The organism is Pseudomonas sp. C321 (assembly GCF_055407105.1).
This window is the reverse complement of the sequence record NZ_JBUZRB010000002.1, coordinates 267,689-282,519: the sequence shown is the minus strand read 5'-3', so window position 1 is coordinate 282,519 and position 14,831 is coordinate 267,689. Positions and strand designations below refer to the sequence as shown.

Below are 14,831 nucleotides of genomic sequence, written 5' to 3'. Positions count from 1 at the left end.
GCAAGCCCGCTCGCCACACAAGCTATGCTCGCCACAAATAATTGTTCAGCCCTACCCAAATCTACCAATACCACTATCGCTCACTTTTGCCTTCCTGCCACACGAGCTACGCATTTGCTCCCTAGGATGGCCTTCATCAGTTTGATGAGGTGCCTCCATGAACACAGCCATGACCAACCCCGGCGCGCCGATGAAGGTGCGCGGTATCCAGAAGCGTTTCGGCGCCTTTACCGCTCTGGACAACGTGTCCCTGGATGTCGCCGCCGGTGAACTGGTGTGCCTGCTCGGCCCATCCGGCTGCGGCAAGACCACCTTGTTGCGTTGTATCGCAGGGCTGGAGCGCCAGGACAGTGGCGAGTTGTACCTGGGTGAGCGCGACGTTTCCCTGCTGGCCCCTCAGGCGCGGGACTACGGCATTCTGTTCCAGTCCTACGCGTTGTTTCCCAACCTCACCGTCGAAGCGAACATCGGCTACGGCCTGGCCGGCAGCGGCCGCGATGAAGTACGCAAGCGCGTCGGGCAGATGCTGGAACTGGTGGGCCTGCTGGGCAGCGAAAAAAAATACCCCGGCCAACTCTCCGGCGGCCAACAACAACGCGTGGCCCTGGCCCGTGCCCTGGCGCCCGCACCGTCGCTGTTGTTGCTTGATGAGCCGATGTCCGCCCTCGACGCCCGCGTGCGCGAGCATCTGTGTACCGAACTGCGCCAATTGCAACAGCGCCTGGGCATCACCACCCTGATGGTCACCCACAATCAGGACGAGGCCATGCTGATGGCCGACCGCATCGCCGTGATGAACAATGGCAAGGTCGAGCAATACGCCACTCCCCAGGAAATTTACGATCGCCCGGCCACGCCTTTCGTCGCCGAATTTGTCGGCCAAGGCAACTGGCTGCCGTTCAGCCGCAACAGCGCCAGCCATGCCCAGGTCGGCGGGATGAATGTGCGCCTGGCCGAAAACTCTGGTAAAGCGGCATCAGGTCGTTTGTTCTGCCGCCCCGAAGCCATCAGCGTCAACCCGCCAGTGCATGAGGAAAACCTGTTCCCGGCCAAGGTCCGCGAAATCACCTTCCTCGGTAACCGCTGCCGCATGAGCTTTGAGCTGGACCAATTGCCCGGCCATCCGCTGCTCGCCGAACTGGCCCCGGAAGCCATGCCGCGCCTTGGCGCCCAGGACATCTGGGTTGCGCTGCCGCCGCGCAGCCTGCAGGTGTTTGCCTGAGATGGCCGCCGACATGACCCTGCCGATACCCGACAACGTGGCTCGTCAGGCTTCCCGTGCCGAACTCGGCGACCGCATTTTCGTACTGGGCGGCAAGCTGCTGCTGTTGCTCCTGCTGGGCGTGGCGGTGTTGCTGCCGCTGCTGGCGATCTTCTGGAGTGGTTTCAGCGCTGAAGATGGGCAGGGCGGTGGCCTGGTGGCTGCGCGCGAGTTGCTCACCAGTGACAATTTCCACTGGCTGCTGGGCAATAGCCTGAAGGTTTCCCTCAGTGTCTCGGCCATCGTCGTACCGCTGGCCTACCTGTTTGCCTACGCGCTGCAACGCACACTGATCCCCGGCAAGGTCATCTGGCGCGGCATGTCATTGCTGCCGCTGATGGCGCCTTCGATGCTGCCGGGTATCGCACTGGTCTATCTGTTCGGCAACCAGGGAATGTTGCGCGGGCTGCTGTCAGACAACATCTATGGCTTCTGGGGCATTGTCATTGGTGAAGTGATCTACACCTTTCCCCATGCGCTGATGATCCTGTTGTCGGCGCTGTCCCTGGCGGATGCGCGGCTGTTCGACGCGGCGTCGAGTATGGGTGCAAGCCCCGCCCGGGCTTTTCGCAGCATCACTTGGCCGGCAACGCGCCAGGCGGTATTCGCCGCGTTCTGCCTGGTGTTCACCCTGACCATCACCGACTTCGGCGTGCCTGTGGTGGTGGGCGGCGACTATCAAGTGCTGGCGTTGGAAGCTTACAAAGCGGTGGTCGGCCAACAACAATTTGGCCGTGGCGCCTTGATCGGCATGGTACTGCTGCTGCCGGCGTTGTTCAGCTTTTGCGTTGATGCCTGGCTGCGCCGTCGTCATGGTGACTCCATGAGCGGTCGCGCCCAGGTCTTTCAACCTGCGCCATCGCGGCTGCGGGACGGCTGTTACCTGGCCATCGTCCTGCTGATCTGTACGGTGTTGCTGCTGGTGTTCGGCATGGCGGTCTATTCATCGCTGGTGAAGTTCTGGCCCTATAACCTGTCGCTGTCGCTGAACCATTACCAGTTCAACGACACGGCGGGCGGCGGCTGGCTGGCCTATCGCAACAGTTTGACCATGGCCCTGTGCACGGCATTGATCGGCAGCGTGCTGATCTTCACCGGCGCCTACCTGATGGAAAAGACCCACGGCCAACGCGGCCTGAACCTGGCATTGCGCATGCTCAGTTTCGTACCGATGGCGGTACCGGGCCTGGTGCTGGGCCTGGGCTACGTGTTCTTTTTCAACCTCCCCGGCAACCCGCTGCATGTGTTCTACGGGACCATGACCCTGCTGGTTGTGTGCACCATTGCTCACTATTTGACCACCGCACAAATGACCGCCACCACGGCCCTGCGCCAACTGGACGCGGAATTTGAAGCCGCCGCGTTGTCCCTCAAGGCGCCGCTTTACCGCCACTACCTGCGGGTCACCGTGCCGATTTGCCTGCCGGCGTTACTGGACATCGTGCGCTACCTGTTCGTCTCGGCGATGACCACTGTCTCGGCGGCGATCTTCCTCTACAGCCCCGACACCATCCTCGCGGCGGTGGCGGTTCTGAACATGGACGACGCCGGCAATGTTGGCGGTGCGGCGGCCATGTCCACGCTCATTCTGTTCACCTCGGCGGGCGTATCGCTGCTGCTGGCGTGGGCCTCACGCGGTTTGTTGCGCCGCTCCCAGGCCTGGCGCCAAACCGCGCCTGGTCAATAAATAAATCCGTCCCCATTAAAAAGGAACTGCACCATGTTCAAGCCCCTGGCGTTAGCCGCTGCTGTGCTCGCTGCGTTCAGTCTGAATGCCTTCGCTGCTAAAACCGAGTTGACCGTCTACACGGCCCTCGAAGCCGAGCAGTTGAAGACCTACAAAAAAGCCTTCGAAGCCGCCAACCCAGACATTGAAATAAAATGGGTGCGCGACTCCACCGGGATCATCACCGCCAAGCTGCTGGCTGAAAAAGCCCGCCCGCAGGCTGACGCAGTCTGGGGCTTGGCGGCGTCCAGCCTGGCCATTCTTGATCAACAAGGCATGCTGCAAAGCTACGCCCCGAAAGACCTGGGCAAGATCGGCGCGAACTACCGTGACGCCGCCAACCCTCCGGCCTGGGTCGGCATGGACGTGTGGGCCGCGACTATCTGTTTCAACACTGTCGAAGCTGAAAAGCAGGGCCTGACCAAGCCGATCAGCTGGCAAGACCTGACCAAGCCCGAGTACAAGGGCAAGATCGTCATGCCCAACCCGGCGTCGTCCGGCACGGGCTTCCTGGATGTCAGCGCTTGGCTGCAGACTTTCGGCGAGAAGCAGGGCTGGCAGTACATGGACGACTTGCACCAGAACATCGGCCAGTATGTTCACTCCGGTTCCAAGCCGTGCAAGCTGGCGGCTTCCGGTGAGTTCCCGATCGGGATTTCCTTCGAATACCCAGCCGTTCAGTTGAAACGCCAAGGCGCGCCGCTGGACATCGTGCTGCCCAAAGAGGGCCTGGGTTGGGACATCGAAGCCACCGCCGTAATCAAGGGCACCGCTCATGAGGACGCGGCGAAGAAGCTCGCCGACTTCTCTGCCAGCACTGCTGCGATGGACCTGTATAAAGAGAACTTCGCCGTGCTCGCCCAGCCGGGGCTTGCCAAGCCGCAGACCGAATTGCCGGCTGACTATGAGCAACGGCTGATCAAGAACGACTTCGCCTGGGCTTCGAAAAACCGCGACAACATCCTGACCGAATGGCGCAAGCGCTATGACGGCAAGTCGGAAAAACAATAACTACCACCGTTACTGTAGGAGCGAGCTTGCTCGCGAAAAACCTGAGAGCGACGCGTGCATTCAGGATGCCCGAGTCATCGTTAACGTTCTTCGCGAGCAAGCTCGCTCCTACAAGGGGCAGCGAAATTCATGACACACCACAGTGATCTACTGATCATCGGCGCTGGCATCCTCGGCCTTTCCCATGCCTACGCCGCTGCCAAGCGTGGCTTGCGGGTCAAGGTGTTCGAGCGCAGCGCCACGCCGTTGGGCGCCTCGGTGCGCAACTTCGGCCAGGCCCTGGTCACCGGCCAGCCGCCAGGGCCGATGCTCGACCTGGCACGGCAAAGCCGTGACATCTGGGGCCAATGGGCGCAGTTGGCCGGCATTCAGCTCAAGCGCAACGGCTCCTACTTGTTTGCCCGCACCGAAGCGGAAGAACATTTGCTGGAAGCTTTTTGCGCCGGCCGCGCCCGGGAGCATGGCTACCGTGTTGAGCTGCTACAGGGCGCTGCGATGAATGATCTGTACGGCGGCCAGTTCCGCCATCACCGTGCTGCGCTCCTTGGCCAGGACGATCAGCAGCTGTATTCGCGCGAAGCTATCCCGGCGTTGATCAACTACCTGAGTCGCGAACTCAAGGTGGAGTTTCACTTTTCCACGTTGGTACGCGACGTCGAGCCCGGTCAGGTGCATACCACCGCCGGGACTTTTCGCGGTGAGCAGATCATCGTCTGCTCCGGTCATGACTACCAAACCCTGCTGGCCGAGCACATTGCCGAACTCAATCCGCAAACCTGCCGCCTGCAAATGCTGCGGGCCCAGCCTCAGGTAGATTTGAATCTGCAGCACGCACTGCTGACCGGCCTGAGCTGCGTGCATTACGGTGCCTTCGCTGACCTGCCGGAAGCGGCGGCGGTACAGGCACAAATCCTTCGTGACACGCCACACCTGCACGAAAACGGCATCCATCTGCTGATCAGCCCGACGCCTTATGGTGAACTGATCATCGGCGATTCCCACCATTACGGTAGCGATCCCTCACCATTCAACGCCGAACAGGTGGATAACTGGATGATCGAACTGGCCGAGCACACGCTAGGCTGCGAAATTCAGGTGCTGGAACGCTGGCAGGGCGTTTATGGTTCCCGCGGGCCGGGGCCGTTTTCGTTCTTGCGGGTGGCGCCGGGTGTGAGTGCGGCGTTGATGCACACCGGCGTGGGCATGAGCGTGGGGCCGGCGATGGCCGAGGGCAATATCACCGATCTGTGGGGAGGAGCTGAATGAAGGTTGAACACGCCATTGCCGAAGTCTTCGGCCTTTACGAGCAACATGGCTCAGCCGATTACATCGGCGAACCGGTGTCGCAGATCGAGCACATGTCCCAGGCCGCGCAACTGGCCATGGCCGAAGGTTTCGATGATGAGGTGGTGTTGGCGGCGTTTTTCCATGACATCGGCCATCTTTGCGGCCAGGGCGGCGAGAACATGGGCGGTTATGGCGTGGTCAGCCATGAGCGGCTGGGGGCTGATTATTTGCGGCGGGCCGGTTTCAGCGAGCGGATGGCGAAACTGGTGGAGTATCACGTCCAGGCCAAGCGCTACCTGACGTTCAGCCAGCCGGATTACTACGCGCGTCTGAGTGAAGCCAGCCGCCGCACACTGGGTTATCAGGGGGGCGTCATGACGGCAGATGAAGCGCGGGCGTTTGAGCAGGACCCGTTATGCGCCGTGAGTCTGCGTATGCGCCACTGGGATGAGCAGGCCAAGGAAATGCATGTGCCGGTGCTGGACCTAGGCCTCTTGAAGGCCAAGGCCCAGCGCTTGTTGGCTGCTTAGGTTTCGTCCAGACGCAGGGCCAGTGCTTCGATCTGTTCCTGGCGCTCGGCTTGGCTCAGTTTGGCGTGAGGGTTGAGGGACGACCATTGCGGATGGGCCCGGGCCTTGTTCAGCGCTTCAGGTAGCTTGCCTTCGCGCCAGGTCTTGTCCTGGGGGGTATCGACCTTGATGCTGTGCATGGCCGCATGGCCTCGCAGGTTCAAGGCCTTGAGCAGTTGCCGCTGGCGCAGGGCCAACAGGCGTAACACGCTGTCATCGACGGTCAGTTCCCGCTGGCCCTTGATCTTGCCCAGCAGGCGGCTGCCATAACTGCGGGCGGTTTGCAGCGCGCCACCGGCGATGGCCCCGGCCAGGGCGGCAGCGCCGAGGGTCAGGCCGCCGACCAATAAATCCACACCCGCACCCGCCGCCGCGCCGGCCGCGATACCGCCGCCAACCCGCACACCCAGTTGCTTGAGCGTTTCCGGATTGAACAGGTCGTCGCCCCAGCGGCCATCCAGCAGCGGTAAATCACTGGCGGCGGCATCCTGTGGGCGAAAGCCGAACAGCTTGAGCAGGGCTTCTACACAACGTTGTTCGCGCTGGCGTACGGTTTTGCGCAGTTCGCTGATGGCTTGCTGTTCGATATCGGCCTCGCTGACCACGCTACGCCGGCAGGCGGCGCAGTCGATCAGCAGCTCGGCGATCAGCCGGGCGGCGCTTTGATGACGGGCCTGGCGCTGGGCCTCTTGATCAATAATCAGCCGCTTCAGTTGTGGCCGGGAATGCTCCAGCAACAGGGCCAGGCTTTCATACAGCCGCCGCTCGCCGTCCTCTGGTGGTGCCACGCTGTCGAAGCGCACCAGCGCATGCAGGCCGAGGCGGGCCAGGGCTTCGCGCCAGTCTGGCTCGCGGTGTTCAGCGCTGCTGACAAAATTGAGCACCGGCAACAACGGTTTGCCGCAGCTGGCCAGCACTTGCAGTTCGTCGCGGTATTTGGCCAGCACCGGTTCGCGGGCGTCGATTACGTAGAGCCCGGCGTCGCAGGCCAGCAACTGGCGCAGGACCTTGGCTTCCTGTTCGAAACGCTGCCGGGCTTCGCTGCCTTCCAGAAAACGCGCCAGCCTGGCCGGGCCGTCGAGGCGTTCGCCGGGGCGGTCCAGACGTTCGAGATAGTCGAGCAGGGCGATGGCATCTTCCAGTCCGGGGGTGTCGTACAGCTCCAGCAGGGCTTCGCCGTTCACCGACAGACGCGCGCCTTCGACATGGCGGGTGGTGCTCGGGCGATGGGAGACTTCACCAAAGCCCACATCCCGAGTCAGGGTGCGCAGAAGCGAGGTCTTGCCGACATTGGTGTGGCCGACCACGGCAAGTTTCAGCGGTTTAGTCATGACCTGTCTCCAGCCAATTGAGCGGCGCGCAGTCGGCGAATGGCAATTGCAACTGCTGCAAGGCTGTATGCCAATCGCCAAGGCGTTCTGCATCCAGGGCCTGGCCCGGCGGCGCTTGCAGAAGCCAGACACGGGTGGCCGTGGCGCTGCGGGCCAGTTCGGCGATCAGCGCCAGGCTGCCGCGATCTGGCGAACGGCGCGGGTCGCAGGCGATGGCCAGGCGCGCGGGCGGGAAACGGGTCAATTGCTCCAGCAGCTTGTGCCGCGATTCGCGGCTGTCGAGGATGCCGGCGTCCTTGACGTTGGCGGGCAGTTTCGGTGGCCAAGGGCGTTGATCATCAAGCTCGATGGCCACCAGCAGGGCGCCGTCGCTTTCCAGGGTGCTGACGCCACCGGTCACGTGATGAAGCTGTTCGGGCGCGGCGTCGTTGACCCCAAGGCGCTCGCTGCTGGGCATCAAGCGCTCACGCAGTTGGCTGTAGCCAGGAAGGTTGAGGTCCAGGCGCAAGGCGGTGCGCCCGCGTTTCCAGCGCCACAGGCACAACAATGCGAGGATCAGTCGGGGCAGGATGCCGTAGATCAGCAGTACGCCGACCAGCCAGGCGGCCCAGGCTTGGCGGGCGCTTTCGATGTTCAGTGCCGAATCGCCGCTGGCGCGGATCATCTCGACGGTGGGCACGCTGAAACCCAGCAGTGCGGGCAGGGCGCCGAGGGTTTGGGTCACGCTGACAAAGGTATCGGCCCGCAGAATGGTGGTTTCCCAGACAAAACCGTAACGCCGGGTCGCCATCAATGTCAGCAGGATCACCAGCGCACTGAACAGGGCCAGCAGCCACAGACCATTGACCAGCACTCCCACCGCCCAGCGATTGAGTTTCTTGCGCTGCAACAGGAGCAACAGTGCCGGCGCCAGTTGCGCGGCCTTGGCGTCACGGGCGAGTTTTTCGCTGAGCCACAACCACAGGCGCCCGAGGCTGGCACCATGCTCGCCGGCAAACAACAGGCCCAGGGCCCAGCTCAAGAGCAGGATCAGGTTCAAGCCCAGCAGGCTGCCCAGGGCCCAGAACACATTGACCGGCGCCAGGCCGTTGCCCAGCGCGGCGAATGCCAGGCCGGCGCCGCTGATGATGGCGATCACGGCCAATACCATCAGCGCCAGCCGCGCGCCTTGCAGCCAATGGTGCAGGGCGGCGATCAGGCCATCACGTTCGGCCAGCCACAGGGCGCGGTTTTGAATGCGCGTCGGCAAGTCGCCGCCAGTGCTGCGGGCCAGGCGATTGGCTTCCTGGTCTTCCAAAGGGCCCGCGTGTTCTTCACGCAGGCGCAAGGTTTCCGTCAGCCAGAGTTGGTGCAGGGGAGTCAGAGCAGTCACGCGCCGTCCTGTTGTGCAAGTGAGGTTGGAGCATAACCGCTGTGGCGTGGGTTGGGGTATGCCGCTCGTTTGTCGGTGTGTGCCTCTGGTATTCTCGCCAGCATGAAAAAAACTCTCCCTTTAAGCCTGATTGCAGCCATCGGTGAAAACCGTGTGATCGGCGTCGACAACAGCATGCCCTGGCACTTGCCGGGGGATTTCAAGTATTTCAAGGCCACCACGCTGGGCAAGCCGATCATCATGGGGCGCAAGACCTGGGATTCCCTCGGTCGGCCGTTGCCGGGTCGCTTGAATATCGTGGTCAGCCGTCAGACCGATCTGGTGCTTGAAGGTGCGCAAGTTTATCCGTCCCTCGATGCGGCGGTGGCGCGAGCTGAAGAGTGGGCTTTGGCGCAGGGCGTTGATGAGCTGATGCTGATCGGCGGCGCGCAGCTTTATGCGCAGGGCCTTGCGCAGGCGGATCGCCTGTATCTGACGCGAGTGGCGTTGAGCCCTGAAGGGGATGCGTGGTTTCCCGAGTTTGACTTGAACCAGTGGAAACTGGTGTCGAATGTCGAGAATCCGGCCGAAGGCGATAAGCCAGCGTTCAACTTTGAGGTTTGGGAAAAGATCTGACGATAGATCGTTCCCACGCGCGCGGGAACGATCTCGACAGGTTAAGGGTTCATTCTAAGCCTGCGCCAACTCGGCATGCTTATCGGCATTGAGCAGCTCTTTATCGGTCTGCTGCATGATCTGGCTGGTAATTGCCCCCGCTGTCATCGAACCATTGACGTTCAACGCCGTACGGCCCATGTCGATCAATGGCTCAACCGAAATCAGCAACGCCACCAGTGACACCGGCAAGCCCATGGCTGGTAGCACGATCAGCGCGGCAAATGTCGCACCGCCACCCACGCCGGCCACGCCCGCCGAACTCAAGGTCACAATCGCCACCAGCGTGGCAATCCACAGCGGGTCCAGCGGGTTGATGCCCACGGTCGGCGCCACCATTACCGCCAACATGGCCGGGTAGAGGCCGGCGCAACCGTTCTGGCCGATGGTCGCACCAAACGAGGCAGCAAAACTGGCGATGGATTGCGGGATGCCCAGGCGCCGGGTCTGCGCTTCAATGCTCAGCGGGATGCTTGCGGCGCTGGAGCGGCTGGTGAAGGCAAAGGTCAGCACCGGCCAGACCTTGCGGAAAAACCGCAGCGGGTTGATCCCGGAAAGGGACAGCAGCAGGCCGTGGACCACAAACATCAGCCCCAGGGCCAGGTAGGACACCGCCACGAAACTGCCCAGCTTGACGATGTCTTGCAGGTTGGAGCTGGCGACCACCTTAGTCATCAGCGCCAGTACGCCGTAAGGGGTCAGCGTCATCACCAGGCGCACCAGGCGCATCACCCAGGCTTGCAGGGTGTCGATGGCGTTGATTACTTTCTGACCTTTTGCCACGTCATCCTTGAGCAATTGCAGCGCGGCAACCCCCAGGAATGCAGCGAAAATCACCACGCTGATAATCGACGTCGGCTTGGCCCGCGCCAGGTCGGCAAACGGGTTTTGCGGGATAAACGACAGCAGCAGTTGCGGCACATTCAGGTCGGCGACCTTGCCGGCGTAGTCGCTCTGGATCACTTGCAGGCGGGCCATTTCCTGGGTGCCGGCCACCAGGCCTTCGGCGGTGAGGCCGAAGAGGTTGGTCAGGCCGATACCGATCAGCGCCGCGATAGCCGTGGTGAACAGCAGCGTGCCGATGGTCAGGAAGCTGATCTTGCCCAGGGCTGTGGCGTTGTGCAGCCGCGCCACGGCGCTGAGGATCGAGGCGAACACCAGCGGGATCACGATCATCTGCAGCAACTGCACATAACCATTGCCTACCAGGTCAAACCAGCCGATCGACGCCTTGAGCACTGGGTGACCGGCACCATAAATGGTGTGCAGGATCACACCGAAAACCACGCCGAGCACCAGGGCGAGCAAGACCTTTCTGGCCAGGCTCCAGTGGGTGCGACGGGTTTGTGCCAGGCCCAGCAACAGGGCGAGAAACACCAGTAAATTGAGAATCAGGGGCAGATTCATTGAAGCTCCATGTAAAGGGCAGCCAATCGCGCGAGCCTGCGATTGCGAACCGGCGATCCTAACAGCTTGATATTTATTGATTTAATACCGAGATGGAATGGTGACTGTCGTTTTTGGAATAAGGGATTGGCGCTCAGGAGTATGCCCGTGGCGGGATCAGGACGCAGTCGGTCGTGCCCGTGGTGGGAAGTGTCACGGGGATTTGTTAGCGTCGATGTCTTTTACTCAGGGAGAAAACGCACATGAAGCTCGCGCCAAGATTATTTGCCGCCGCACTTTGCCTGGGGCTCGCCAGCCAGGCGTTTGCCGCCACCGAGTTGAAGCACTGGCCTGCACCTGCCGCCAAGCAACTGAACGAAATGATCGCCGCCAACGCCAACAAGGGTAACTTCGCGGTGTTCGACATGGACAACACCAGTTACCGCTACGACCTTGAAGAGTCCTTGCTGCCGTTCATGGAAAACAAGGGCTTGATCACCCGCGACACTCTCGATCCTTCACTGAAGCTGATGCCGTTCAAGGACACCGCCGACCACAAGGAAAGCCTGTTCAGTTACTACTATCGCCTTTGCGAAGTCGACGACATGGTCTGCTATCCGTGGGTCGCCCAGGTTTTTTCCGGTTTCACCCTCAAGGAGCTCAAGGGCTACGTCGATGAGTTGATGGCTTCCGGCAAGCCGGTCCCGGCTACCTACTACGAGGGTGACGTGGTGAAGAACATGGAGGTCCAGCCGCCGAAAATCTTTACCGGCCAGGCTGAACTGTTCAACAAATTGATGGAAAACGGCATCGAGGTCTACGTGATGACCGCCGCCTCCGAAGAGCTGGTGCGCATGGTCGCCGCCGACCCGAAGTACGGCTACAACGTCAAGCCACAGAACGTCATCGGCGTCACCACTTTGCTCAAGGATCGCAAGACCGGCGAGCTGACCACCGCCCGTAAGCAAATCACCGCTGGCAAGTATGACGAAAAGGCCAACCTCGGCCTGGAACTGACTCCCTACCTGTGGACCCCGGCGACCTGGATGGCCGGTAAACACGCGGCGATCCTGACCTATATCGACGAATGGAAAAAACCGGTGCTGGTAGGCGGCGACACCCCGACCAGTGACGGCTACATGCTGTTCCACGATGTTGACGTGGCTAAGGGCGGCATCCACCTGTGGGTCAACCGCAAGGACAAATACATGACCCAGCTCAACGGCATGATGGCCAAGCACGCTGCGGCCCAGGCCAAGGAAGGCTTGCCGGTCACGGCGGACAAGAATTGGGTGATCGTCAAGCCGGATGAGATTCAATAGCCCCAACTGTTGTGGAGAGCGGATAAACCCACTCGCCACAGAAGGCCAACCGCACAGTAGAACCCAGTATTTTCGGGTTAACCCAGACAAAAAAATGCCCCGCACTTGGCGGGGCATTTTTATGGTCGACGGTTTTTATGGGTAAGGGCAGGCTTACAGCCCGTCCAACATCGCCTTGTTACGCACGGCACCCTTGTCGGCACTGGTAGCCAGCAGGGCGTAAGCCTTCAGCGCGGTGGTGACTTTGCGCGGACGCTTCTCCACTGGCTTCCAGCCTTTCTTGTCCTGCTCGACCCGGCGTGCGGCCAGTTCTTCATCGCTGATCAACAGGTTGATCGAGCGGTTCGGAATGTCGATCAGCACCTTGTCGCCGTCTTGCACCAGGCCAATCGCGCCACCGGCAGCGGCTTCCGGGGAAGCGTGGCCGATGGACAGGCCGGAAGTGCCGCCGGAGAAACGACCATCGGTCAGCAAGGCGCAGGCTTTGCCCAGTCCCTTGGACTTCAGGTACGAGGTCGGATAGAGCATTTCCTGCATGCCCGGGCCGCCTTTCGGGCCTTCGTAACGGATGATCACGATGTCGCCAGCCTTCACTTCGTCAGCGAGGATGCCGCGCACAGAGCTGTCCTGGCTTTCGTAGATCTTGGCGCGACCTTCGAACACATGGATCGACTCATCCACGCCGGCGGTTTTTACCACGCAGCCATCGAGGGCGATGTTGCCGTACAGCACGGCCAGGCCGCCTTCCTGGGAGTAGGCGTGTTCGACGCTGCGGATGCAGCCGTTTTCACGGTCGTCGTCCAGGGTTTCCCAACGGGTCGACTGGCTGAATGCGGTCTGGGTCGGGATGCCGGCCGGGCCTGCCTTGAAGAAGGTGTGCACGGCCTCATCGTCAGTCTGGGTGATGTCCCATTTGGCGATACCCTCGGCGAGGGACTTGCTGTGTACGGTCGGCAGGTCGGTGTGCAGCAGGCCGCCACGGGCCAGGGAGCCGAGGATCGAGAAGATCCCACCGGCGCGGTGCACGTCTTCCATGTGGTACTTCTGGATGTTCGGCGCGACTTTGCACAATTGCGGCACATGGCGCGAGAGACGGTCGATGTCGCGCAGGTCGAAGTCGATCTCGGCTTCTTGGGCGGCGGCCAGCAAGTGCAGGATGGTGTTGGTGGAACCGCCCATGGCGATATCCAGGGTCATGGCGTTTTCGAACGCCTTGAAGTTGGCGATGTTGCGCGGCAACACCGACTCATCGTTGTCGGTGTAGTAACGCTTGCACAGCTCGACGATGGTGCGCCCGGCCTGCAGGAACAGCTGCTCGCGGTCGCTGTGGGTGGCCAGTGTCGAACCGTTGCCCGGCAAGGCAAGGCCCAGGGCTTCCACCAGGCAGTTCATCGAGTTGGCGGTGAACATGCCGGAGCACGAACCACAGGTTGGGCAGGCGCTACGCTCGTATTCCGCAACCTTCTCGTCAGAAGCACTGGAATCGGCGGCGATGACCATGGCATCTACCAGGTCCAGGCCGTGGCTGGCGAGTTTGGTCTTGCCGGCTTCCATCGGACCGCCGGAGACGAAAATCACCGGAATGTTCAGGCGCAGGGCAGCCATCAGCATGCCAGGGGTGATTTTGTCGCAGTTGGAAATGCACACGATGGCGTCGGCGCAGTGGGCGTTGACCATGTATTCCACGGAGTCGGCGATGATCTCGCGGCTCGGCAGGGAATACAGCATGCCGTCATGACCCATGGCGATGCCGTCGTCCACGGCGATGGTGTTGAATTCTTTCGCTACGCCGCCAGCGCGTTCGATCTCACGGGCCACCAGTTGCCCCAGGTCCTTGAGGTGGACGTGGCCTGGTACGAACTGGGTGAACGAGTTGGAAATAGCGATGATCGGCTTTTTGAAGTCGTCATCTTTCATCCCCGTGGCGCGCCACAGTGCGCGGGCGCCGGCCATGTTGCGGCCGTGGGTGGATGTTTTCGAGCGGTAATCTGGCATGGAGCACTCCGGGCGGCTAATCAGGTACTAAGGGGAGTGAGCTTCTATTGACGTCTGGAGCACATCAGAAATGGCCGTGTGTCCGGAAGTTGCCTCAAACGTTACGGGATCGCCGTGCGCATTGGCCTTGAGCTCATAAACCCGCCGGGGGATGACTGGCGATGAATAGGCCGATTCTACACCGCTGGCGGCTGGAGGGAATGGCGAGAAGCGTGGAGGTAGCGCTTACGAGACGTGTGGGTGCGTAAAATGCAATCACTGTAGGAGCGAGCAAGCTCGCTCCTACATGAGGTGTGCATTTCAGAGCCACATTGCGTCCCACAGCGAGTATTCGCCGATTTGGTCGACTAGCCCGGCTCGCAATGGATTGCCGACGATGTACCGAGCCATCGCTTTCAGATCCTCTTCGCGACGCAGCGCCCGGTCGAAATAACCTTTTTGCCACAGCGTCTCGTGCAGACCTCTCGCCTTATTGATGGCTCGTGCGCTTCGCGACTTGGTGGCTTGCATCAGCTTCGGCAAGTCACCGCTATGCAGCTCAACCGGCCAGTGGAAGTGATCAGGCATGACCACCCACGCCACGGAGGTGGCCTTGCCGTCTTCCTCAGCTCTTCTGAATTCGTTCACCACCAGTCGACCCATGCGCCAATCCTTGAAGGCTGGTTGTCGTTGATGGGTAACGGCAGTTAACAAGTAGAAACGCCCAGGTTCCGAGTAGCGACCGGTGCGTAAATGATGTGCATGTGGTGCGTTGGACATTCCTTCGTCCTCTTCCGTGATGGGAAGAGAAACGGTAGGCGTGGGGCGGGAGGTTGTCGTTTCGACAGTGGGTCAGGATGTGTCTCGTTTCCTGTAGGAGCGAGCTTGCTCGCGAAAAACGTCAACGATAACGCAGCGCTATCAGGTAGCCCGCGGTG

The 14,831-nt window shown here is 61.3% G+C and carries 12 protein-coding genes; 7 read left to right on the top strand and 5 right to left on the bottom strand.

What is annotated here, in order from left to right; all coding sequences use genetic code 11:
• The first annotated feature begins 157 nt into the window (after positions 1-157).
• The 5 genes from ACZRJ6_RS07255 (at position 158) to ACZRJ6_RS07235 (ending at position 5,815) form a co-directional block, all read left to right on the top strand.
• Complete coding sequence (locus tag ACZRJ6_RS07255) at positions 158-1,222, top strand: putative 2-aminoethylphosphonate ABC transporter ATP-binding protein (protein WP_463967739.1); 1,065 nt, start codon at positions 158-160, stop codon at positions 1,220-1,222.
• Between the two features lies 1 nt (position 1,223).
• Complete coding sequence (locus tag ACZRJ6_RS07250; RefSeq protein ID WP_463967740.1) at positions 1,224-2,948, top strand: putative 2-aminoethylphosphonate ABC transporter permease subunit; 1,725 nt, start codon at positions 1,224-1,226, stop codon at positions 2,946-2,948.
• A gap of 33 nt (positions 2,949-2,981) precedes the next feature.
• Positions 2,982-3,998 (top strand): putative 2-aminoethylphosphonate ABC transporter substrate-binding protein, encoded by a 1,017-nt coding sequence (locus ACZRJ6_RS07245; protein ID WP_463967741.1) that lies wholly within the window; start codon positions 2,982-2,984, stop codon positions 3,996-3,998.
• Positions 3,999-4,127: 129 nt separating this feature from the next.
• Entirely contained in the window at positions 4,128-5,264 is a 1,137-nt protein-coding gene (locus tag ACZRJ6_RS07240) for a TIGR03364 family FAD-dependent oxidoreductase (protein ID WP_463967742.1), read from the top strand.
• Positions 5,261-5,815 carry a phosphonate degradation HD-domain oxygenase gene (locus ACZRJ6_RS07235; protein WP_463967743.1) on the top strand — a complete coding sequence of 185 codons (555 nt, stop codon included), beginning with the start codon at positions 5,261-5,263 and terminating at the stop codon, positions 5,813-5,815. The genes ACZRJ6_RS07240 and ACZRJ6_RS07235 overlap by 4 nt, the downstream gene beginning before the upstream one ends.
• On the opposite strand, the gene ACZRJ6_RS07230 is transcribed toward ACZRJ6_RS07235, so the two are convergent.
• Positions 5,812-7,185 carry a GTPase/DUF3482 domain-containing protein gene (locus tag ACZRJ6_RS07230; RefSeq protein WP_463967744.1) on the bottom strand — a complete coding sequence of 458 codons (1,374 nt, stop codon included), beginning with the start codon at positions 7,183-7,185 and terminating at the stop codon, positions 5,812-5,814. The genes ACZRJ6_RS07235 and ACZRJ6_RS07230 overlap by 4 nt on opposite strands.
• Positions 7,178-8,557, bottom strand: coding sequence for a DUF2868 domain-containing protein (locus ACZRJ6_RS07225; RefSeq protein WP_463967745.1), 1,380 nt, complete (start codon positions 8,555-8,557; stop codon positions 7,178-7,180). Before ACZRJ6_RS07225 ends, ACZRJ6_RS07230 begins: the two co-directional genes overlap by 8 nt.
• A 102-nt stretch (positions 8,558-8,659) precedes the next feature.
• Between ACZRJ6_RS07225 and ACZRJ6_RS07220 the strand changes: the two genes are divergently transcribed.
• The gene (locus ACZRJ6_RS07220; protein ID WP_463967746.1) at positions 8,660-9,172 is read left to right on the top strand and encodes a dihydrofolate reductase; all 513 of its coding nucleotides are present in this window, start codon (positions 8,660-8,662) and stop codon (positions 9,170-9,172) included.
• A 54-nt stretch (positions 9,173-9,226) separates the two neighbouring features.
• On the opposite strand, the gene ACZRJ6_RS07215 is transcribed toward ACZRJ6_RS07220, so the two are convergent.
• The gene (locus tag ACZRJ6_RS07215; RefSeq protein WP_463967747.1) at positions 9,227-10,618 is read right to left on the bottom strand and encodes an L-cystine transporter; all 1,392 of its coding nucleotides are present in this window, start codon (positions 10,616-10,618) and stop codon (positions 9,227-9,229) included.
• Between the two features lie 242 nt (positions 10,619-10,860).
• Here ACZRJ6_RS07215 and ACZRJ6_RS07210 point away from each other — a divergent pair, with 242 nt between their 5' ends.
• Positions 10,861-11,919 carry an HAD family hydrolase gene (locus ACZRJ6_RS07210; RefSeq protein ID WP_149412236.1) on the top strand — a complete coding sequence of 353 codons (1,059 nt, stop codon included), beginning with the start codon at positions 10,861-10,863 and terminating at the stop codon, positions 11,917-11,919.
• A 153-nt stretch (positions 11,920-12,072) separates the two neighbouring features.
• Here ACZRJ6_RS07210 and ilvD read toward each other — a convergent pair whose 3' ends face one another.
• Together ilvD and ACZRJ6_RS07200 are read right to left on the bottom strand one after the other, a co-directional pair.
• Positions 12,073-13,914, bottom strand: coding sequence for a dihydroxy-acid dehydratase (gene ilvD / locus ACZRJ6_RS07205; RefSeq protein WP_133102471.1), 1,842 nt, complete (start codon positions 13,912-13,914; stop codon positions 12,073-12,075).
• 300 nt (positions 13,915-14,214) lie between these two features.
• Positions 14,215-14,673, bottom strand: coding sequence for an REP-associated tyrosine transposase (locus tag ACZRJ6_RS07200; RefSeq protein ID WP_463967748.1), 459 nt, complete (start codon positions 14,671-14,673; stop codon positions 14,215-14,217).
• Between the last annotated feature and the right edge of the window lie 158 nt (positions 14,674-14,831).